Raw genomic sequence first — 21,368 nt, forward strand, 5'->3', positions numbered from 1 at the left:
GCTCAGGCCTTGGCCGTGCCGGCCCCGGCGGCGTACCGCTCGTAGCCCTCGGCCTCGAGCTTGTCGGCCAGCTCCGGGCCGCCCTGCTCGACGATCCGGCCGGCGATGAACACGTGCACGAAGTCCGGCTTGATGTAGCGCAGGATCCGCGTGTAGTGGGTGATCAGCAGCACGCCGGTGTCGCCGTCGTCGCGGACCCGGTTGACGCCCTCGCTGACCACGCGCAGCGCGTCCACGTCGAGGCCCGAGTCGGTCTCGTCGAGGATGGCGATCTTCGGCTTGAGCAGCTCCAGCTGGACGATCTCGTGCCGCTTCTTCTCACCACCGGAGAAGCCCTCGTTGACGTTGCGCTGGGCGAACGCCGGGTCCATCTGCAGGCGCTCCATCGCGCCGCGCAGCTCGCCACCCCAGGTGCGCAGCTTCGGTGCCTCGCCGTCGATGGCGGTCTTCGCGGTGCGCAGGAAGTTGGCCACCGAGACGCCGGGCACCTCGACCGGGTACTGCATGGCCAGGAAGAGGCCGGCGCGGGCCCGCTCGTCGACAGTCATGGCGAGCACGTCCTCGCCGTCGAGGGTCACCGTGCCGCCGGTGATCTCGTACTTGGGGTGACCGGCGATCGAGTACGCCAGGGTCGACTTGCCGGAGCCGTTCGGGCCCATGATCGCGTGGGTCTCGCCGGACTTCACGGTCAGGTCGACGCCGGACAGGATCGGCTTGAGCTCACCCTCGGGCAGCTTGACCGACACCTTCAGGTCGCGGATCTCCAGGGTGCTCATTATCGGGTCACTCCATTACTCGGCGTCAGGCTGAGGTAGATGTCGCCGTCGCGGACTTCGACGGGGTAGACGGGGACGGGTTCGGTGGCGGGCAGCCCGGTCGGCTCACCGGTGCGCAGGTCGAAGCGCGAGCCGTGCAACCAGCACTCCAGCGTGCAGCCGTCGACCTCGCCCTCGGAGAGGGCGACCGAGGCGTGCGAGCACTCGTCGTACACGGCGTAGAAGTTGCCGTCCTCGCCGTGCACCAGGGCGATCGACGTGCCGTCGACGTCCGCGCTGATGGCGGTGCCCTTCGGTACGTCCTCGGTGGAGCAGATCCGGATCATCAGGCGCCCGCCTTGGTCAGCCGGGCCTCGATCGCGTCGCCCAGGCGCTCGCGCAGGGACTCCACCGGGATCTTGTTGATCAGCTCGGCGAAGAAGCCGCGGACCACCAGGCGGCGGGCCTCGCTCTCCGGGATACCCCGGGCCATCAGGTAGAAGAGCTGCTCGTCGTCGAAGCGGCCGGTCGCGCTGGCGTGGCCGGCGCCGGCGATCTCGCCGGTCTCGATCTCCAGATTGGGTACGGAGTCCGCCCGAGCGCCTTCGGTGAGCAGCAGGTTCCGGTTGATCTCGTACGTGTCGGTGCCGGTCGCCTCGGCGCGGATCAGCACGTCGCCCACCCAGACGGTGTGCGCGTCCTCGCCCTGCAGGGCGCCCCGGTAGCCGACGTAGCTGCGGCAGTCCGGCACGGAGTGGTCGACCAGCTGCCGGTGCTCCAGGTGCTGACCGGAGTCGGCGAAGTAGACGCCGTACAGCTCGGCCTCGCCACCCCGACCGGTGTATTCCACGCTGGTGAACTGCCGGACGAGGTCACCACCGAGGGTGACCTGGATGTGCACGACCCGGGCGTCGCGGCCCAGCTTCACCTGGATGTGCTGCGCCTGGACCGCGTCGGAGGCCCAGTCGGCGATCGTGACCAGGGTCAGCTTCGCGCCGTCGGCGACGAACACCTCGACGTTGTCGGCCAGCGTGGCCGAGCCCTCCTGGGAGAGCACGACAGTGGCCTCCGCGAACCGACCCACCTGGACCTGGGTCCGGGCGAAGGCCAGCTCCTCGGGGTACGCGCCCAGCAGTCGGACGATCACCGCGTCGGACACCACCGCGTCGGCGGCCACCTCGACCAGCGTGACCCGCGCGGCACCGCCGTGCGCCAGTGCGCTGATCCGGTCGGTCGGCACCGGCGCGGACGCGACGCTGGCGTCACTCGGCTCGACGAGCCGCACCGACACCCCGGCCGGCAGGTCCGGGTGCTCGATGGTGACGCCCCGGCCGGTGGCGGCGGAGGTGTCCGCCGTGGCCAGGCCGCGGAGGCGCTTGAGCGGGGTGAAACGCCACTCCTCCTCCAGGCCGGTGAGGGCCGGGAAGTCGGCGACGTCGTACGAGCGCAGCGCCTGCGACTTGGTGCTGGGTGGCGCGGAAGCCTGGGTAGTCATTTCTTCCTTGGTCTGTCTGTTCCGTGGCGACGAGGTGGGGTCCTGGTGTGGCGGGCCGAGGTTCCCGGCCCGCCACGCGGGAGCGGCGGCGTCAGCCGACCGCGCCCTCCATCTGAAGCTCGATCAGGCGGTTGAGCTCCAGGGCGTACTCCATCGGAAGCTCCTTGGCGATCGGCTCGATGAAGCCACGCACGATCATGGCCATCGCCTCGTCCTCGCTCAGGCCCCGGCTCATCAGGTAGAAGAGCTGGTCGTCGCTGATCTTGGACACGGTCGCCTCGTGACCCATCGACACGTCGTCCTCACGGATGTCGACGTACGGGTAGGTGTCCGAGCGGGAGATGGTGTCGACCAGCAGCGCGTCGCACTTGACAGTGCTCCGGCTGTGGTGCGAACCCTCCAGCACCTGCACCAGACCCCGGTACGAGGTGCGGCCGCCGCCCCGGGCGATCGACTTGGAGATGATGGTCGAGGAGGTGTGCGGCGCGGCGTGCACCATCTTGGCGCCGGCGTCCTGGTGCTGGCCCTCGCCAGCCATCGCCACCGAGAGCACCTCGCCCTTGGCGTGCTCGCCGGTCATGTAGACCGCCGGGTACTTCATCGTCACCTTGGAGCCGATGTTGCCGTCGACCCACTCCATGGTCGCGCCCTCGTGGCAGACGGCGCGCTTGGTGACCAGGTTGTAGACGTTGTTCGACCAGTTCTGGATGGTCGTGTAACGGCAGCGCGCGTTCTTCTTGACGATGATCTCCACGACCGCGCTGTGCAGCGAGTCGGAGGAGTAGAGCGGCGCGGTGCAGCCCTCGACGTAGTGCACGTACGCACCCTCGTCAACGATGATCAGCGTCCGCTCGAACTGGCCCATGTTCTCCGTGTTGATCCGGAAGTAGGCCTGCAGCGGGATCTCCACCTGCACACCCTTCGGCACGTAGATGAACGAGCCACCGGACCACACGGAGGTGTTCAGGGCGGCGAACTTGTTGTCGCCGACCGGGATCACCGTGCCGAAGTACTCCTTGAAGACGTCCTCGTGCTCGCGCAGCGCCGTGTCCGTGTCCAGGAAGAGAACTCCCTGCTCCTCAAGGTCCTCACGGATCTTGTGGTAGACGACCTCGGACTCGTACTGCGCCGCGACACCCGCGACCAGCCGCTGCTTCTCCGCCTCCGGGATGCCCAGCCGGTCGTACGTGTTCTTGATGTCCTCCGGCAGGTCCTCCCAGCTGGTGGCCTGCTTCTCGGTGGACCGCACGAAGTACTTGATGTTGTCGAAGTCGATCCCGCTGAGGTCCGCGCCCCAGGCCGGCATCGGCTTGCGGCCGAACAGCCGCAGGCCCTTCAGCCGCAGGTCGAGCATCCACGCCGGCTCGCTCTTCTTGGCCGAGATGTCCCGCACCACCGCCTCGTTGATGCCGCGCTGGGCAACCGCCCCGGCGGCGTCCGGGTCGGACCAGCCGTACTCGTACCGACCCAGGGCCGCGAGCTGCTCTTCCTGGGTCAGGGGCTGGACGATCTGCTCGGTCATCTATCTGTCCTCACAGTGGTGACGGGATTACCGGATTGAACACGGCCCGGCTGGGTCGGAATGTGCGTGGTGCACACCCCGTCGCCGTGCGCGATGGTGGCCAGGCGCTGCACGTGGGTGCCGACCAGACGGGAAATCACCGCGGTCTCGGCCTCGCACAGCTGGGGAAACTCGGCGGCCACGTGCGCCACCGGGCAGTGGTGCTGGCAGAGCTGACCGCCGGAGGCGATCGTGGTCGCATTGGCAGCGTAACCCTCGGCGGTGAGCGCCGAGGCGAGTGCCTCGGCACGCGCGAGAGGGTCCTCGCCGGCGTCTTCCATGGCCGCTCGACAGCGGGATTCCAGGGCCGACACCTGCTCGGTGGCGAACGCCTCGACCGCGCCCGAACCGCCGCTGCGGGCGATCCACCGCAACGCGGCGGTGGCCATGTTGTCGTAGTGGTGTGTGCCACAGCGCACCCGGGCGGCCTCGGTCAGCATGAACACCTTGGCCGGACGCCCACGCCCGCGGCTGCCCTGCACGGTCTGCTCGCGGGCATAGACGTCACCCTCGGCGAGCATCGCGTCCAGGTGCCGGCGAATCGCCGCCGGGCTGAGCCCGAGGGCCGCGCCAAGCTGAGCAGCGGTGGTCGCACCCCGCTCCAGCAGCAACTGGGTGACCCGGTCCCGGGTGGAGATCTCGGTCGCCGTGCCGGCGCCGAGGGCGGTCGAGGTGGTCGTGACGAGCGCGGACGCGGACGCGCCGACGGCCGGAACAGCCGCCGACTGGTGCCCGGAGAGCGCCGCCGCGTTTTTCACAACGCCAACGTTACGTAATTACCCGGAGGGTCGCAAACCCGGGCCCCGGTGATCCGAACCACCGAGCCGACGGAGTCGGACGAACCTCGATCACTACAGTGCGTAGGATTTGCGCCGTGAACCGAATCGTCCGTCCGGTCTCCGGCATCCTGCTGCGCCGCCTCGCGCTCGCCTCGATCATCGCGAACGTGGGCATCGTCGTCACCGGCGGGGCCGTCCGGTTGACCGCCTCGGGCCTCGGCTGCCCCACCTGGCCCCGGTGCACCGACGATTCCTACGTCACCACGCCCGAGATGGGCGTGTACGGGGTGATCGAGTTCGGCAACCGGATGCTGACGTTCGCGGTGGGCCTCATCGCGCTGGCCACCGTGCTGGCCGTACTCCTGCACCGACCCCGCCGACCCGGGCTCCTCGCCCTGGCCGTGGCGGTCTTCCTGGGCATCCCCGCCCAGGCGGTGATCGGTGGCATCACCGTGCTGACCAACCTCAACCCGTGGGTGGTCGGGCTGCACTTCCTCGCCTCGATGGCGGTGATCGCCGCCGCGTACGCCCTCTGGCGGCGCATCGGCGACCCCGACGGCCCGCCCGTGGCCGTGGTGCCCGCACCGCTTCGCGCGCTGGCCCGGGTCACCACCGGCGTCACCGTCGCCGTGCTGGTCGTCGGCACCTGGGTCACCGGCAGCGGCCCGCACGCCGGCGACCACGGCGCCGCCCGCAACGGGCTCGACCCGGAGACGATCTCGCAGGTGCACGCGGACGGCGTCTTCCTGCTGATCGGGCTGTCGGTGGCGCTGATCTTCGCGTTCCGCGCCGTCGGCGCCCAGCGGGCCACCCGCGCCGCGATCGTGCTGGTCGCCGTGGAGTTGGGCCAGGGCCTGATCGGCTTCGTGCAGTACTTCACCCACGTGCCGGCGATCCTGGTCGGCGCACACATGCTCGGCTCCTGCCTGGTGCTGCTGGCCGCGCTGTCGGTGCAGTGGTCGACCCGCGAACGCCGCCCGGTCACCCCGGCAGCAGATGTCGCAGCGACCCGCGCCGAGGAATCCGTCCCGGTCACCGCCTGACCCCAGGGCGCGGCCCCGCGCCCCGCGCCACCGGTCCGAGCCCTCCCGCGTCGGGCGTCCGGTTCTGCGCTTCCGCAAGGAGCGGCCGGACGACGCCTGACGCCTGCCGCCCCGCGCCCCGCCAAGATCCGCGCAACTTCGGGGAAAGTGCTGTGTCCCGGGGCCCTGAGGCACCAACTTCACCGAAGTTGCCCGGATCTTGGCGGGGCGCGGTGGCCCGCTGCGCGGTGGCGCGCTGCGCGGTGGCACGGCGGGCGGTGCGCCGGGGGCGGTCAGGCGCGGCGGGCCAGGTGGGTGGCGATCGCGGCGGCGAGGCGGTCGGGGGCCCCGTCGGCGTACCCGATGAAGAGCGACGGCTCGGTCAGCTCCAGCTCGACCAGGACCGGCTCGCCGTCGGGGCCGGGGATCAGGTCGACCCGGGCGTAGAGCAGCTGCCGCGTGCCGCCGGGCACCGTGGCGAGGGTCTTCTCGGCCACCGCGAGCTGTTCGGGTCGGGCGGTACGGGAGGTGATCTCCTCGGCCTTGTAGAGCCCGTCCGGGCCGAGGTCCGGGCCGGTCAGCATCGGCCCCTTGCGGATCGCGTGGCTGAACGTGAGCCCGTCCGGCCCTGCCAGGAAGAGCAGTGCCGTCTCGCCCTCGGTGTCGACGGCGCGCAGGTACGGCTGGACCATGGTCACCCGGCCGGCGTCGGAGAGCCGGCGGACATGTGCGGCGGCCAGGTCCCGGTGCTCCGGGTCGGCCAGGTCGTAGCGGCCGGTGTCCTGGCTGCCGGCGCTGACCGAGGGCTTGAGCACGTACTCGCCGGTTTCGGCGGGCGGTTGCCAGCTCTCCCCCGGCTCGACCCACGACGTCGGAACGGTCGGCACCCCGGCGGCGGTCAGCTCGGCCAGGTAGCGCTTGTCGGTGTTCCAGCGGACCACGTCGGCCGGGTTGACCAGCGTTGGGACGGTTGCCGCCCAGGCGACGAACTCGTCGCGGCGCAGCGCGTAGTCCCAGGGTGAGCGGAGCACGACCAGGTCGTACGAGGACCAGTCGACATCGGGGTCGTCCCACACCGCGGTGTCGACGGCGATGCCATGGGCGCTGAGCGGGGCGAGGACCAGCCGGTCGTCCGGGTCGAGGTCGGCGAGGTCGGCGCAGGTGACGAGAGCGACCCGGGGTTCCCCCCGGGTCGACTGGTGATCGGTGGTCAATTCAGGTGTCTATTCAGCGGGCCATCGTGCGCCGGGCCATCGACCGCCACAGGTCGTTGCTCGGACGCATCTGGTCCATCAGTTCACGCTCCCAGGCGTTCTCGACGGTGACTCCCGCCTTGGCGCACGCCTCCCGGGCGGTGACGGTGTCGTCGGCGAACTGGTCGCCCCACTCACCGTCGGACCCGACCAGGACGATTCGCGCGCCACGCTTGCCGACGTACTCGATGACCGCCTTCGCGCCGCCGTGCCCGGCGGCGAACGCCTTGAGGCCCGCAACCAGGCCCTGGGGCGTCTGCTCGCCGGCGGTCTGCTCGGCCGTCAGCGTCGTATCGGAACCATCTGCCATGACGCGAAGCCTAAGCAGACCCGCACCCTCTCGGGCGAGAACCATGAACCTTTTGTGATGCCAATTACCTACAGGTTTAAGGCCGACCACAGGCAAGCTGTCCGTTTATATACGGACTTTTCATCGCAAAACTTCGCGGCAAACCCCTGCGCATCCGCCACAGGTTGAGCCCATCCGGCTCATGCCGAAAGTTACCCTGATGTGACGTTAAACCGGACAACTCATCCATGGGCATGATTAGTCGGACGACGAAGGCCACCCACTCGATACGGCGGGGCGGAACCGCGAGGCGGGCCTCAGACGCGAGGCGGGCCTCAGATCAGCGCGTCGAGCGCGACGGCCACGAACACGATCGTCAGGTACGTGGTCGACCAGTGGAACAGCCGCATCGGCTTGACCGCCTCGCCCCGCGTCGCGCGCCGGCAGAGTCGGTGTGCCTCGACGATGAAGATGGCGCCCACCACCAGGGTCGGCACGCCGTAGATCGCGCTGAGCCCCAGCGGCCAGACAGCCAGGGAGGTGAGCACGGTGAGCCACGCGAAGATCAGGATCTCGGCGTTCACCCGTCGGGTCGACGCCACCACCGGGAGCATCGGGATGCCGGCCCGCGCGTAGTCGTCCTTGTATTTCATGGCGAGCGGGTAGAAGTGCGGCATCTGCCAGAAGAAGACCACCGCGAACAGCCCCCAGGCCGCCGGGGCCAGCCCGCCGGTGACCGCCGCCCATCCGATGAGCACCGGAGCGGCCCCGCAGGCGCCTCCCCAGAACGTGTTCGTCGGGGTGGAGCGCTTGAGCCACAGCGTGTAGACGACGTCGTAGTAGACGATCGCGGCAAGGGTCAGCCCGGCGGCGAGCAGGTTGGTGAACGCCGCCATCAGGACGATCGAGATCGCCGCCAGCACCAGACCGAAGACCAGCGCGCTGCGTGGCGACACGGTGTGCGCCGGCAGTGGCCGACGCTTGGTACGCCGCATCAACTGGTCGATGTCCCGGTCGATGTAGCAGTTGAGCACGCTGGCCGCGCCGGCGGCGAGCGAGCCACCGATCAGCACGATGGCCATCAACCACAGCGACGGGAGCCCGCCCTCGGCGAGCATCATCGCCGGGATGGTGGTGACCAGCAGCAGCTCGACGATCCGCGGCTTGGTGAGCGCCACGTACGCCGAGAGGACCGCGCGTACGTCCCGCCGGGCCACCGGGCCCTCGGCCGCCCGCGCCGGGTGCTGCCCGGCCGGGTTGCTCGCGGGGCGCTCGGTGATCATGCTCACGGATTGCCACCTTCCGGCATCGGGCACGGGGAGATCGGATTGGTCGGGACCGCCCGGGTCCGCATACCGACCCACACACTACGCGTTGTCGTTTTGGCTGCCCGGCCGACCCGACAACGGTGCGGACGGTCACACCACCGGGTTGACCGGCGCGACGGGTTCGTCACGTAGCGCACACCATGCGGAGATCCCCGGGCGCGCGTTTAGGGACGCTCGATAGGGTCATCAGTGAGGGTTCCGCCCATCTGCCGAGGAGCACAACCATCGTGGCTGCCAAACGACCCGAGCACTCCGCACTGAACTGGTCCGACCTCGATCGCCGGGCCGTCGATACCGTCCGCGTGCTGGCCATGGATGCCGTGGAGAAATCCGGCAACGGCCACCCGGGCACCGCGATGAGCCTTGCGCCCGCGGCGTACCTCCTCTTCAACCGGGTCATGCGGCACAACCCGGCCGACCCGAACTGGCCCGGCCGTGACCGGTTCGTCCTCTCCGCCGGGCACTCCAGCCTGACCCTCTACATCCAGCTGTTCCTGTCCGGTTACCCGCTGGCCCTGGACGACCTCAAGTCGCTGCGGCAGTGGGGCTCACTCACGCCGGGTCACCCCGAGCACGGGCACACCCCGGGCGTCGAGACCACCACCGGCCCCCTCGGGCAGGGTCTGGGCAACGCGGTCGGCATGGCCATGGCGGCCCGTCGCGAGCGCGGCCTGTTCGACCCGGAGGCCGAGCCGGGCGCGTCGGTCTTCGACCACAACATCTGGTGCATCGTCTCCGACGGCGACATCGAGGAGGGCATCAGCCACGAGGCCAGTGCCCTCGCCGGGCACCAGCAGCTGGGCAACCTCACGGTGATCTACGACGACAACGAGATCTCGATCGAGGACGACACCCGCATCGCCAAGAGCGAGGACGTGGCAGCCCGCTACGAGGCGTACGGCTGGCACGTGCAGACCGTCGACTGGCGTAGCGGCGACGCTGACCAGGGCGACTACCACGAGGACGCCGAGGCCCTGCACGCCGCGCTGCTGGCCGCCAAGGCGGAGACCGGCCGTCCCTCCTTCATCGCCCTGCGCACCATCATCGGCTGGCCCGCACCCAACAAGCAGAACACCGGCAAGATCCACGGCTCGGCGCTCGGCGCCGACGAGGTGAAGGCCACCAAGCAGATCCTCGGCTTCGACCCGGAGCAGACCTTCCAGGTCGACGAGGAGGTGCTCGCCCACGCCCGCACGGTGATGGGCCGCGGCTCCGACGCCGAGCAGGCATGGACCGGCGAGTTCGACGCCTGGAAGAAGGCCAACCCGGAGCGCACCGCGCTCTACGAGCGGATGGCCGGGCGGGTGCTCCCCGACGGCTGGGCCGACGCGCTGCCGGTCTTCCCCGCCGACGCCAAGGGCGTGGCCACCCGTGCCGCGTCCGGCAAGGTCCTGGAGGCGCTCGCGCCCGTGCTGCCGGAGCTGTGGGGCGGCTCGGCCGACCTGGCGGAGAGCAACAACACCACCATGAAGGGCGAGCCGTCGTTCATCCCGGCCTCGCACGCCACCAAGGACTTCCCCGGCCACGAGTACGGCCGCACGCTGCACTTCGGCATCCGTGAGCACGCCATGGGAGCGATCCTCAACGGCATCGCCCTGCACGGCGGCACCCGCCCGTACGGCGGCACGTTCCTGGTGTTCAGCGACTACATGCGCCCGTCGGTGCGGCTGGCCGCGCTGATGAAGCTGCCGGTGACCTACGTCTGGACGCACGACTCGATCGGCCTGGGCGAGGACGGCCCGACCCACCAGCCGGTGGAGCACCTGACCGCGCTGCGCGCCATCCCCGGTCTGGACGTGGTCCGCCCGGCGGACGCCAACGAGACGGCCTGGGCCTGGCGGATGGCGCTGGAGCACACCGACCGGCCGACCGCCATGGCGCTGAGCCGCCAGCCGCTGCCAACCCTGGACCGGGACGTCCTGGGCAGCGCGGAGGGGGTCGCCAAGGGCGGCTACGTGCTGGCCGAGGCGTCCAACGGCAAGCCTCAGGTGATCATCGTCGGCACCGGTTCCGAGGTGCAGCTCTGCCTGACCGCGCGGGAGCGCCTGGAGGCCGACGGCACCCCCACCCGGGTGGTTTCGATGCCCTGCCAGGAGTGGTTCTACGAGCAGGATGAGGCGTACCGGGAGTCGGTGCTCCCACGCGGGGTAAAGGCACGGGTGAGCGTGGAAGCGGGCATCGCGATGTCCTGGCGCGGCGTCGTCGGCGACCTCGGCGAAAGCGTCAGCCTGGAGCACTACGGAGCGAGCGCCCCGCACACCGTGCTCTTCGAGCAGTTCGGCTTCACCGGCGACCGGATCGTGGCGGCGGCGCACGCCTCGCTGGCCCGGGTGGGCGACATCACCGGTTTCACGACCGGCAACTGAGGGAGCGTGGACGGCATGACGGACAAGCTGAATGAGCTCACCGCCGCAGGCGTGGCGGTGTGGCTCGACGATCTTTCCCGGGTACGACTGAGCTCCGGCGGGCTGGACCAGCTCCGCCGTGAGAAGCACGTGGCCGGTGTCACCACCAACCCGACGATCTTCGCAAAGGCGCTGAGCGACGCCGACGAGTACAACTGGCAGCTGCGCGACCTCGCCACCCGTGGCATTGAGGTCGAAGAGTCGGTGCGGATGCTCACCACGTACGACGTGCGGTGGGCCTGCGACGTGATGCGCCCGTCCTACGACGGCAGTGCGGGGGTCGACGGCCGGGTCTCCATCGAGGTGGACCCCCGGGTGGCGCACGACAGCGACCGGACGGTTGCCGAGGCCAAGGCCCTGTGGTGGCTGGTCGACCGCCCCAACCTCTTCATCAAGATCCCGGCCACCGAGGAGGGCCTGTCGGCGATCACCGACACGCTGGCCGAGGGGATCAGCGTCAACGTGACGCTGATCTTCGGCCTGGACCGCTACTCGGCGGTGATGGAGGCGTTCCTCGCCGGCCTGGAGAAGGCCAAGGCCAACGGCCACGACCTGTCCACCATCGGCTCGGTCGCGTCGTTCTTCGTCTCCCGGGTGGATGCCGAGGTGGACAAGAGGCTGGAAAAGATCGGCTCCGAGCAGGCCAAGTCGCTCCGGGGCAAGGCCGCCGTCGCGAACGCCCAGCTGGCGTACGAGCGCTACACCGAGGTGTTCTCCTCCGACCGCTGGAAGGCGCTCGCCGACGCGGGGGCGCACCCGCAGCGGCCGCTGTGGGCGTCCACCTCGACGAAGAACCCGGACTACCGCGACGTCATCTACGTCGAGGAGCTGATCGCCCCCGGCACTGTCAACACCATGCCGGAGTCGGTCATCCACGCGTACGCCGATCACGGCGAGACCCGCGGCGACACCATCACCGGCGCCTACGACGCGGCCCGCAAGGTCTTCGCGGACCTGGAGTCGGTTGGGGTGGACATGGCCGACGTGATCGCCACCCTGGAGCGCGAGGGCGTGGAGAAGTTCGAGGCCAGCTGGCAGGAGCTGCTCGACGGCGTCCGCAAGTCGCTGGAGGCGGCGGCGAAGGGTAAGGGTTCTCCGAACAAGGCTGCCAAGGGCAACGCCAAGGGCGCCGAGAAGGCCGGTGGCGCATGAGCGAGCGAATCCGTGCCACCGTCGAGCGCAGTGAGGTAGCGGCATGAGTGACCTGTTGGCAGGGAAGGTGGAGGCCGCCGCCGGGCTGGCCGTGTACGGCGCGGACGCGGTCGACAAGTCCGCTCCCGCCTCGACCCGGGACGCGCTGGTCAAGGCCGGCGTCCCGGGCAAGCTGGCCGGCAAGGACGCGAGCCTGTGGGGTCCGGACGCCGAGGCCGAGGCGAAGGTCCGGCTCGGCTGGGTGGACACCCACCAGCGCAGCCGGGAGCTGCTGGCCCAGCTGGCCGAGCTGACCGCGGAGCTGGCCGACCTGGACCACGTGGTGCTCGCCGGGATGGGTGGCTCGTCACTGGCCCCCGAGGTGATCACGCGGACCCTGGGCCGCCCGCTGACCGTGCTGGACACCACCGACCCGGGCCAGGTCCGAGCGGCGCTCGGCGACCGGCTGGAGCGCACCGTCGTCGTGGTGGCGAGCAAGTCCGGTTCGACCGTGGAGACCGACAGCCACCGGCGCGCCTACTGGCAGGCGTTCCTGGACGCCGGGATGACGGAGGCGGAGGCCGGCCGGCACTTCGTCATCGTCACCGACCCGGGCTCGCCGCTGGAGGCCACCGCGACCGAGATGGGCGCGTTCACCGTGCTCGCCGACCCGAACGTGGGCGGCCGGTACTCGGCGCTGACCGCGTTCGGCCTGGTGCCCTCGGCGCTGGCCGGGGTCGAGGTCGCGGAACTGCTCGACCAGGCCGACGCGCTGGCCGCGTCGCTCGGCGCGGACCGGGACAACCCGGCGCTCGCCCTGGGTGCCGCCCTGGGCGCGGCGGCGACGCTGGCCCGGGACAAGATCGCGCTGGTCTCCGACGGCACCGGCATCGACGGGCTCGGCGACTGGGCCGAGCAGCTGATCGCCGAGTCGACCGGCAAGGCCGGGGTGGGCATCCTGCCGGTGGTCGTGGAGTCTCCGCAGAGCCCCGGCGCCAGTGGTGCGGACGTGCTGACCGTCAGCTACGGCGGCGCGCTGGCACCTGGTGACATGCCGGGGGGCGGCGCGGCCCCGGACGTGGCCGTCAACGGCCCGCTGGGCGCGCAGTTCCTGGCCTGGGAGTACGCGACCGCGGTGGCCGGTGTGGTGCTCGGCATCGACCCGTTCAACCAGCCGAACGTCACCGAGTCCAAGGAGAACACCAACAAGATCCTGGCCTCGGGCCTGCCGGCGGAGACGCCGTCGTTCACCGAGGGCGCGATCGAGGTGTACGCCCCGCAGGGCGCCCCCGGGGACCTGGCCGGGGTGCTGCGCTGGCTGCTCGACGGGCTGGGCGACGACGGTTACCTCGCGGTGATGGCGTACCTCGACCGGTTCGCCGACGCCGACATGGCCAAGCTGCGGCCGCTGCTGGCCCAGGCGGGCGGCCGGCCGGTCACCTTCGGTTGGGGACCGCGGTTCCTGCACTCGACGGGTCAGTACCACAAGGGCGGCCCGCAGGTGGGCAGCTACCTCCAGGTGACCGGCGCGGTCGCGGAGGACCTGGCGGTGCCGGGCAAGCCGTACACCTTCGGTGAGTTGCAGGCGGCGCAGGCTGCCGGGGACCGGCAGGCGCTCGCCGGCCGGGAGCGCCCGGTGCTGCGGCTGCATCTGACCGACCGTGCCGCCGGTGTCGCCCAACTGCTCGACGCGGCCGGTGATCTGCGGGCGTGAGGATGGACGACGTGACTGAGGCGGAAGCGAGGGGGCGCCGTGAGCGCGAGGAGTGAGCCGGGTTTGCGAGCCCCGCAGTCGCGAACCGACGATGGCTCGGTGAACCCGCTGCGCGACCCGCAGGACCGCCGGTTGCCCCGGATCCCGGAGCCCTGCGCTCTGGTGATCTTCGGGGTGACCGGCGACCTGGCCCGCAAGAAGCTGCTCCCTGCCGTCTACGACCTGGCCAACCGAGGGCTGTTGCCGCCGGGTTTCGTGGTGCTCGGTTTCGCGCGCCGCGACTGGGGAGACGGCGACTTCGAGACGCTGGCCTGCGAGGCCGCCCGCAAGCACGCTCGTACTCCGTGGCGGGACGAGGTGTGGGCACGGCTGGCCGGCAACATCAAGTTCGTCGGCGGGTCGTTCGACGACGACGCGGCCTTCGACCAGCTCGCCTCGACGCTGGACGACCTGCGCCAGACCCACGGCATCACCGGCAACGCGGCGTTCTACTTCTCCATCCCCCCGGCCGCGTTCCCCGTCGTGCTCAAGCAGCTGGCCCGCACCGGGATGGCCGACAACGAGAAGTCCGGCGGTTGGCGTCGGGTCGTCGTGGAGAAGCCGTTCGGCAACGACCTGCCGTCGGCGAAGTCGCTCAACGACCTCGTCGACGACGTGTTCACCCGGGAGGACGTCTTCCGGATCGACCACTACCTGGGCAAGGAGACGGTCCAGAACATCCTGGCCCTGCGGTTCGCCAACAACCTGTTCGAGCCGCTGTGGAACTCCAAGTACGTCGACTCGGTGCAGATCACCATGGCCGAGGATGTCGGGATCGGCACCCGCGCCGGCTTCTACGACACCGTCGGCACCGCCCGTGACGTGCTCCAGAACCACCTCCTGCAACTGCTCGCCCTGGTGGCGATGGAGGAGCCGACCAGCTTCGACGCCGACGAGATCCGGGCCGAGAAGCTGAAGGTGCTCAAGGCCATCACCCTGCCCAAGGACGTCGCCCGGGACACCGTTCGCGGTCAGTACCTGCCCGGCTGGGTGGGCGGCGAGCGCGCTGTCGGTTACCTGGAGGAGCAGGACGTTCCGAGCGACTCCACCACGGAGACGTACGTGGCGGTGCGGCTGGGCATCCAGAACCGCCGCTGGGCCGAGGTGCCGTTCTACATCCGGGCCGGCAAGCGGCTGCCCCGGCGGGTCACCGAGGTCGCCATCATGTTCAAGAAGGCACCGCACCTGCCGTTCAACGACGCCGACATGGAGTCGCTGGGCAACAACCAGCTCGTGATCCGGGTGCAGCCGGACGAGGGTGTGGTGCTCAAGTTCGGCTCGAAGGTGCCGGGCACCACGATGGAGGTCCGCGACATCGCGATGGACTTCCAGTACGGCGAGGCGTTCACCGAGTCTAGCCCCGAGGCGTACGAGCGGCTGGTCCTGGACGTGCTGATCGGCGACCGCACCCTGTTCCCGGACGCGTCCGAGGTCGAGCAGAGCTGGCAGGTGATCGACCCGCTGGAGCACGCCTGGGCTGGCACCACGCCGGAGCCGTACCGGGCCGGCGAGTGGGGTCCACGCGCCTCAGACGAGATGCTGGCCCGCGAGGGCCGCGCTTGGAGACGAGCATGATCGGGCTGTGGGACACCACCGGCAACGAGGTGGTCAAGGCGCTCGCCGCCGAGCGGCGCAGTGCCGGCGGGGTGGCCAGCGGCATGGCGCTCACCCTCATCGTGGTGGTGGACGAGAAGCGGGTCCGGGAGGCGGAGGCGGCGGCGACGATCGCCGCCGCCGCCCACCCGTGCCGGCTGGTGGTGGTGGTTCGCTCCGAGATCGAGCGGGACCGCAACCGGCTGGACGCGGAGATCGTCGTCGGTGGCCGGCTCGGCCCGTGCGAGGCCGTGGTCACCCGGATGTACGGGCGGCTGGCCCTGCACGCCGAGTCGGTCGTGATGCCGTTGCTCGTCCCCGACGTGCCGGTGGTCACCTGGTGGCACGGCGAGCCACCGGCGGAGATCGCCACCGACTTCCTCGGGGTGGTCGCCGACCGGCGGATCACCGACTCGGCGCAGGCCGCCGACCCGGTGGAGGCGCTGCACCAGCGTGCCCGGGACTACGCCCCGGGCGACACCGACCTGGCGTGGACCCGGATCACCCCGTGGCGGACCCTTGTCGCCGGGGCGTTCGACACCACCAGCGAGCGGGTCACCGAGGCGACAGTCGTCGCGCCGCCCAGCGACCCGACGGCGGCGCTGATGGTCGGTTGGCTGTCCAGCCGGCTCGGCATCACCCCGCGCCGGGTGGACACCAACGAGTTCCCCCGGATGCGGGAGGTGCAGTTGAGCTGCGCCAACGGCGATCAGCTCACGCTGACCCGCGAGGAGAGCATGGCCGTTTTCCGGCGGACCGGCCAGGACGACCGGGCTCTGCCGTTGGTCCGCCGTCCGCTCGGTGACGAGCTCGCCGAGGAGCTGCGCCGACTGGACGCCGACCAGGTGTACGCGGAGGCGCTGGGTGCGACGGTCGGTCTGCGGGGGTTGGAGCAGCGTCCCCCGCAGCGGGTGCACGTCTGGAAGGATCCGGCCACCGCCCGGCGCGCCGAGGCCGGGGTCACCGCACACGCCGGCACCAGCGGCGAGGGCTGAGCCCGACCGGGGCACGACAACGTCGGGGCAGGGCCGGGTCACCCACCGGGCCCTGCCCCGGAACCTCCGGGGCACTCGCCCCGCCACCTCGGGCCTCCAGCCCGGGTACGACTCGACAGCGACCGCACGCGGTCGGGAAACGAAGGCGCAACCCATGAGTGAGGCGAGTGTCGCGGTCCACGCCGACGCCGATCTGCTGGCGCAGGCCGTGGCCGCCCGGTTGCTGGTGAAGATGCTCGACGCCCAGGCCGACCGGGGTGAGGCGTCGGTGGTGCTCACCGGCGGTCGGATCGCCGCCGCCGTGTACCGGGCGGTGGCGACGCTGCCCGCCCGCGACGCGGTGGACTGGTCCCGGGTCGACGTGTGGTGGGGTGACGAGCGGTTCCTGCCCGCCGGCGACCCGGACCGCAACGAGACCCAGGCCCGGGCCGCCCTGTTGGACGTGGTGCCGCTCGACCCGGCCCGGGTGCACCCGATGCCGGCCTCCGACGGCCCCGCCGGCAACGACCCCGAGGCCGCTGCGGCCTGGTACGGGGAGGAGTTGGCCCGCGCCGCCGGACCCGGGCACGGCACGCTGCCGCACTTCGACGTGCTGATGCTGGGCGTCGGCGAGGACGGGCACGTGGCGTCGATCTTCCCCGAGCACCCGGTGCACTACGACACCCGCCCGTGCAGCGCCGTGCGGGGCAGCCCCAAGCCGCCGGCCGTGCGGACCACCCTCACCCTGCCGGCGATCAACACCGCCGAGGAGGTCTGGCTGGTGGCCGGCGGCGCCGACAAGGCCCGCGCGGTGGGTATGGCGCTGGCCGGGGCCGGGCCGGTGCAGTTGCCGGCCGCCGGGGTGCACGGTGTGGGTCGCACCCGCTGGCTGCTGGATCGGGCCGCCGCAGCCGACGTACCCGCCCGGCTGCGCAGCCTCCGCTGACCGACAGGAAGGGCCCCTCGACGGGGGCCCTTCCTTCTTATTCGCCGCGGCGGCGGCGGAGCGCTGCGAGCGCCTCGGCCAGCAGCGCCTCGCCTTCCTCGGCGGTACGCCGCTCCTTCACGTACGCCAGATGGCTCTTGTACGGCTCGGCGCGGACCCGGCCGGGCGGGTTCTGCGCGTCCCGCCCGGCGGGCAGGCCGCAGCGGGGGCAGTCCCACAGGGCCGGCGCCTCGGCGTCCGCGGCGATCCGGATGTCGATCCGGTGGTCGTTGCGGCACCAGTAGGTGACGTCCTGTCGGGGGGCGGGTTGGTGCCGCTCGTCGGGCCGCATGGGTGCGGACCCGACTCGGGCGCCGCGGATGACGTTGCCACTTGGCACGGCTGCTCGCTCCTGTCGTCGGAGGGGACCCGCCGTCTTTTTCTCAGGATGGGCGGCGGGCGACGCGGTGCAGCGGAGAAAAGCCTGCGCGCGGCCCGTCGAGTGACGGACCGCGCGCAGATTGTACGACTTGGCGAGCCTGCTCAGGCGCCGCTGTTCATCTGGAGGCGGAGCCAGAGCCCGAGCCCGACGATGGCGGCGAACCAGACGACGCTCACCAGGACGGTGTAACGGTCCAGGTTTTTCTCCGCGACCGAAGAGCCGGCGAGGCTGGAGCTGACGCCACCGCCGAACATGCTCGACAGACCGCCGCCCTTGCCGCGGTGCAGCAGGATCAGCAGGGTGAGCAGAATGCTCGTGATGACCAGCAACACGATCAACGTGTATGCGAACCAGATCGGCATGGCTGGGGTCAGTTCCTCTCGTAGCGATCCTCGCCCGGTCTGATCGGGCACGGTGGCACCGACCGGTGGACGGGCGGTGTCAAGGATACCGAGCGATCAGCGAGCGAGGTGCTCCGGGAAGCGGCAGATCTGAGCGAATTCCTCCGCGTCCAGGCTGGCACCCCCCACCAGGCCCCCGTCCACGTCCGGCTGGGCCATGATCGAGGCGACGTTTGACGCCTTGACCGAGCCGCCGTAGAGGACCCGGACCTGGTTCGCGGTGTCCTGGTCGAAGCGCTCCGCCAGTCGCTGGCGGACCGCCCCGCAGACCTCCTGGGCGTCCTCCGGCGTCGCGGTCTTGCCCGTGCCGATCGCCCAGACCGGCTCGTACGCGATCACGACCTGGCGCACCTGCTCGGGGGTGAGCCCGGCGAGGCCCCCGTCGAGCTGGTCGGAGCAGTGCGCCACGTGGGTGCCCTGCTCGCGCACGTCCAGCCCCTCCCCCACGCAGAGGATCGGGGTCAGGCCGTGCGTCAGCGCCGCCTTCACCTTGGCGTTGACCAGCGCGTCGTCCTCGTGGTGGTAGGCCCGCCGCTCGGAGTGCCCGACCACCACGTACGTGCAGCCGAGCTTGGCCAGCAGCGGACCGGAGATGTCCCCGGTGTACGCGCCGGACGCGTGCGGCGACAGGTCCTGCCCGCCGTAGCCGATCAGCAGCTTGTCGCCGTCCACCGCGGTCTGCACGGTACGCAGGTCGGTGAAGGGCGGCAGCACGACCGTCTCGACGGCGGTGAGCTGCTTCTCGGTGAGGCTGGCCGCCAGCTTCTGCACCAGCAGGTTGGCCTCGAGGTGGTTGAGGTTCATCTTCCAGTTGCCGGCCATCAACGGCCGGCGGGTGGTGCTCGACATTCAGTTCTCCAGGGCCGCGATGCCGGGGAGGGTCTTGCCCTCGAGGTATTCCAGGGAGGCGCCGCCACCCGTGGAGATGTGCCCGAAGGACGACTCGTCCAGCCCCAGGGCACGGACCGCCGCCGCCGAGTCACCGCCACCAACGACGCTGAACGCGTCGGCCTTGGTGATCGCCTCGGCGATGCCCCGGGTGCCCGCCGCGAAGGCCGGCATCTCGAACACGCCCATCGGGCCGTTCCAGAAGATCGTCTTCGCCTGGGACAGTGCGGCGCTGAAACCGGCGACCGTCTCCGGGCCGACGTCCAGCCCGAGCCGGTGGCTCGGGATGCCGTCGACGCGGACCGTGTCGTGCGCGGCATCCGGGGCGAACGCGTCCGCCACCACCACGTCGACCGGCAGCATGATCTTGCCGCCGGACCGCTCCAGCAGGTTGCGGCAGGTGTCGACCATGTCCTTCTCCAGCAGCGAGGTGCCCACCTCAAGGCCCTGGGCCTTGAGGAAGGTGAAGCACATCCCGCCACCGATGAGCAGCCGGTCGACGGTGGGCAGCAGCGCCTCGATCACGGCAAGCTTGTCGGACACCTTCGACCCACCGAGCACCACCACGTACGGCCGCTCGGGGTCACCGGTGAGCTTGGAGAGCACCTCGACCTCACGCAGCACCAGTCGGCCCGCGACGTGCGGCAGCCGGGCCGGCACGTCGAAGACGCTGGCGTGCTTGCGGTGCACCGCGCCGAACGCGTCGTCCACGTACGCGTCGCCGAACGCGGCGAGTTGGTCGGCGAACGCGCCCCGCTCGGCCTCGTCCTTGCTGGTCTCACCCGCGTTGAAACGCAGGTTCTCCAGGAGGGCGACCTGGCCGTCGGCCAGGTCCGCGACGGTGGAGCGGGCGGAATCGCCGACGGTGTCGGTGGCGAAGTGCACCGGGGCGCCGAGCAGCTCACCGAGCCGCCCGGCGACCGGGCCCAGGCTGAACTGCGGGTCCGGCGCGCCCTTCGGGCGGCCCAGGTGCGAGCAGACGACCACCTTCGCGCCGGCCTCGACCAGCGCGCCGAGGGTCGGCAGCACCGCGCGGATGCGCCCGTCGTCGGTGATGGCACCGGTCTGCTTGTCGAGCGGGACGTTCAGGTCGGCGCGCACCAGCACGCGCCGACCTGACACCCCCTCGGCGAGCAGGTCGTCGAGGGTCCGGATGCTCACAGCGAGCTACCGACCAACTTGACCAGGTCGACGAGCCGGTTGGAGTAACCCCACTCGTTGTCGTACCAGCCGACGACCTTCACCTGGTTGCCGACGACCTTGGTCAGCGGCGCGTCGAAGATGCACGACGCCGGGTCGGTGACGATGTCGCTGGAGACGATCGGGTCCTCGTTGTAGACCAGGATGCCCTTGAGGGGGCCGTCCGCGGCGGCCTTCAGCGCGGCGTTGACCTCGTCCACGGTGGTCTCGCGACCCACGTTGACGGTGAGGTCGGTGACCGAGCCGGTCGGGATCGGCACCCGCAGGGCGTACCCGTCGAGCTTGCCCTTGAGGTCCGGCAGGACCAGACCGATCGCCTTGGCGGCGCCGGTGGAGGTCGGGACGATGTTCAGCGCGGCGGCCCGGGCACGACGCAGATCCGAGTGCGGCGCGTCCTGGAGGTTCTGGTCCTGGGTGTACGCGTGGATCGTCGTCATCAGACCGTGCTGGATGCCGAACGTGTCGTGCAGGACCTTCGCCATCGGGGCGAGGCAGTTGGTGGTGCACGAAGCGTTGGAGATGATGGTGTGCTTCGCCGGGTCGTAGGTGTCGTGGTTGACACCCATGACGACGGTGACGTCCTCGTTCTTCGCCGGGGCGGAGATGATGACCTTCTTGGCCCCGCCGTCGACGTGCGCCTTGGCCTTGGTGGCGTCGGTGAAGAAGCCGGTCGACTCGATGACGACGTCGACGTTCAGATCGCCCCACGGCAGCTTCGACGGGTCCTTCTCGGCGTACGCCTTGATGGTCTTGCCACCGACGGTGATCTCGTCGGCGGTGGCCTTGACCTCGTAGGGAAGGCGACCCAGAATGCTGTCGTACTTGAGCAGGTGGGCAAGCGTCGCGTTGTCGGTAAGGTCGTTCACCGCCACGACCTCAATGTCGGCGTCAGACGCCAGCACTGCCCGGAAGAAGTTACGGCCGATTCGGCCAAAGCCGTTGATGCCAACCCGGATGGTCACAGGTTCCAGCTCCTCGCGTTCTGGTCCGCCGGCTTCAGACAACGGGCCGGCGGAGTGGTGTGCGCCGACCGTTGGAGCCGGCCGTTGACGGTTCTTCTCGGCCACCCCGCCGCGGTCTGAGGACCTGACCGCCCGAGGCGGTGCGCACGACGAGGAGTGCCTGTGTCGGCCCCCTTGCCGTACGCAGCGACCCTATCCGAGCGTGCGAGACC

20 protein-coding genes are annotated in these 21,368 nt (G+C 70.6%); 7 read left to right on the forward strand and 13 right to left on the reverse strand.

Annotated elements, in window-relative coordinates; genetic code table 11:
- Nucleotides 1-2: 2 nt before the first annotated feature.
- The 5 genes from sufC to GA0070619_RS18620 all read right to left on the reverse strand — a co-directional run bounded on the left by sufC (nt 3) and on the right by GA0070619_RS18620 (nt 4,449).
- On the reverse strand, nt 3-776 hold the full coding sequence (gene sufC / locus GA0070619_RS18600) for a Fe-S cluster assembly ATPase SufC (RefSeq protein WP_088949235.1): 774 nt from the start codon (nt 774-776) through the stop codon (nt 3-5).
- Complete coding sequence (locus tag GA0070619_RS18605) at nt 776-1,102, reverse strand: non-heme iron oxygenase ferredoxin subunit (protein WP_088949236.1); 327 nt, start codon at nt 1,100-1,102, stop codon at nt 776-778. Before GA0070619_RS18605 ends, sufC begins: the two co-directional genes overlap by 1 nt.
- On the reverse strand, nt 1,102-2,250 hold the full coding sequence (sufD, locus tag GA0070619_RS18610) for a Fe-S cluster assembly protein SufD (protein WP_088949237.1): 1,149 nt from the start codon (nt 2,248-2,250) through the stop codon (nt 1,102-1,104). The genes GA0070619_RS18605 and sufD overlap by 1 nt, the downstream gene beginning before the upstream one ends.
- Before the next feature lie 91 nt (nt 2,251-2,341).
- Entirely contained in the window at nt 2,342-3,772 is a 1,431-nt protein-coding gene (sufB, locus tag GA0070619_RS18615; protein WP_088949238.1) for a Fe-S cluster assembly protein SufB, read from the reverse strand.
- Nucleotides 3,769-4,449: a helix-turn-helix transcriptional regulator gene (locus tag GA0070619_RS18620; RefSeq protein WP_414855642.1), complete on the reverse strand. Its 681-nt coding sequence runs from the start codon at nt 4,447-4,449 to the stop codon at nt 3,769-3,771. The genes sufB and GA0070619_RS18620 overlap by 4 nt, the downstream gene beginning before the upstream one ends.
- Nucleotides 4,450-4,667: 218 nt before the next feature.
- Between GA0070619_RS18620 and GA0070619_RS18625 the strand changes: the two genes are divergently transcribed.
- Nucleotides 4,668-5,633, forward strand: coding sequence for a COX15/CtaA family protein (locus GA0070619_RS18625; RefSeq protein ID WP_172862070.1), 966 nt, complete (start codon nt 4,668-4,670; stop codon nt 5,631-5,633).
- Between the two features lie 272 nt (nt 5,634-5,905).
- On the opposite strand, the gene GA0070619_RS18630 is transcribed toward GA0070619_RS18625, so the two are convergent.
- From GA0070619_RS18630 to GA0070619_RS18640, 3 genes are all read right to left on the reverse strand, one after another.
- Nucleotides 5,906-6,826: an ATP-grasp domain-containing protein gene (locus GA0070619_RS18630; protein ID WP_088949241.1), complete on the reverse strand. Its 921-nt coding sequence runs from the start codon at nt 6,824-6,826 to the stop codon at nt 5,906-5,908.
- A gap of 13 nt (nt 6,827-6,839) precedes the next feature.
- Nucleotides 6,840-7,175 (reverse strand): hypothetical protein, encoded by a 336-nt coding sequence (locus GA0070619_RS18635; RefSeq protein ID WP_088949242.1) that lies wholly within the window; start codon nt 7,173-7,175, stop codon nt 6,840-6,842.
- Nucleotides 7,176-7,489: 314 nt separating this feature from the next.
- On the reverse strand, nt 7,490-8,443 hold the full coding sequence (locus tag GA0070619_RS18640; protein WP_088949243.1) for a heme o synthase: 954 nt from the start codon (nt 8,441-8,443) through the stop codon (nt 7,490-7,492).
- 266 nt (nt 8,444-8,709) lie between these two features.
- Between GA0070619_RS18640 and tkt the strand changes: the two genes are divergently transcribed.
- From tkt to pgl, 6 genes are all read left to right on the forward strand, one after another.
- Nucleotides 8,710-10,848 carry a transketolase gene (gene tkt / locus GA0070619_RS18645; protein WP_088949244.1) on the forward strand — a complete coding sequence of 713 codons (2,139 nt, stop codon included), beginning with the start codon at nt 8,710-8,712 and terminating at the stop codon, nt 10,846-10,848.
- Between the two features lie 15 nt (nt 10,849-10,863).
- Entirely contained in the window at nt 10,864-12,039 is a 1,176-nt protein-coding gene (gene tal, locus GA0070619_RS18650) for a transaldolase (protein WP_088949245.1), read from the forward strand.
- A gap of 43 nt (nt 12,040-12,082) precedes the next feature.
- Complete coding sequence (locus GA0070619_RS18655; protein ID WP_088949246.1) at nt 12,083-13,732, forward strand: hypothetical protein; 1,650 nt, start codon at nt 12,083-12,085, stop codon at nt 13,730-13,732.
- 99 nt (nt 13,733-13,831) lie between these two features.
- Nucleotides 13,832-15,346, forward strand: a complete 1,515-nt coding sequence (gene zwf / locus GA0070619_RS18660; protein ID WP_088949247.1) for a glucose-6-phosphate dehydrogenase — start codon at nt 13,832-13,834, stop codon at nt 15,344-15,346.
- A complete protein-coding gene (locus GA0070619_RS18665) occupies nt 15,343-16,359 on the forward strand; it encodes a glucose-6-phosphate dehydrogenase assembly protein OpcA (protein ID WP_088949248.1) in 1,017 nt (338 codons plus the stop codon). The genes zwf and GA0070619_RS18665 overlap by 4 nt, the downstream gene beginning before the upstream one ends.
- 154 nt (nt 16,360-16,513) lie before the next feature.
- Nucleotides 16,514-17,284, forward strand: a complete 771-nt coding sequence (pgl, locus tag GA0070619_RS18670) for a 6-phosphogluconolactonase (protein WP_088949249.1) — start codon at nt 16,514-16,516, stop codon at nt 17,282-17,284.
- Nucleotides 17,285-17,321: 37 nt separating this feature from the next.
- On the opposite strand, the gene GA0070619_RS18675 is transcribed toward pgl, so the two are convergent.
- From GA0070619_RS18675 to gap, 5 genes are all read right to left on the reverse strand, one after another.
- Nucleotides 17,322-17,663 carry an RNA polymerase-binding protein RbpA gene (locus tag GA0070619_RS18675; RefSeq protein WP_088949250.1) on the reverse strand — a complete coding sequence of 114 codons (342 nt, stop codon included), beginning with the start codon at nt 17,661-17,663 and terminating at the stop codon, nt 17,322-17,324.
- Between the two features lie 143 nt (nt 17,664-17,806).
- On the reverse strand, nt 17,807-18,067 hold the full coding sequence (secG, locus tag GA0070619_RS18680; protein ID WP_030337344.1) for a preprotein translocase subunit SecG: 261 nt from the start codon (nt 18,065-18,067) through the stop codon (nt 17,807-17,809).
- A 96-nt stretch (nt 18,068-18,163) separates the two neighbouring features.
- Nucleotides 18,164-18,955 carry a triose-phosphate isomerase gene (tpiA, locus tag GA0070619_RS18685; RefSeq protein ID WP_088949251.1) on the reverse strand — a complete coding sequence of 264 codons (792 nt, stop codon included), beginning with the start codon at nt 18,953-18,955 and terminating at the stop codon, nt 18,164-18,166.
- Nucleotides 18,956-20,155, reverse strand: a complete 1,200-nt coding sequence (locus GA0070619_RS18690) for a phosphoglycerate kinase (protein WP_088949252.1) — start codon at nt 20,153-20,155, stop codon at nt 18,956-18,958. It lies immediately after the preceding gene.
- Nucleotides 20,152-21,156 carry a type I glyceraldehyde-3-phosphate dehydrogenase gene (gene gap, locus GA0070619_RS18695; RefSeq protein WP_088949253.1) on the reverse strand — a complete coding sequence of 335 codons (1,005 nt, stop codon included), beginning with the start codon at nt 21,154-21,156 and terminating at the stop codon, nt 20,152-20,154. Before gap ends, GA0070619_RS18690 begins: the two co-directional genes overlap by 4 nt.
- Nucleotides 21,157-21,368: the final 212 nt, after the last annotated feature.

The organism is Micromonospora zamorensis (genome assembly GCF_900090275.1).
In the GTDB taxonomy this organism is placed as follows: domain Bacteria; phylum Actinomycetota; class Actinomycetes; order Mycobacteriales; family Micromonosporaceae; genus Micromonospora; species Micromonospora zamorensis.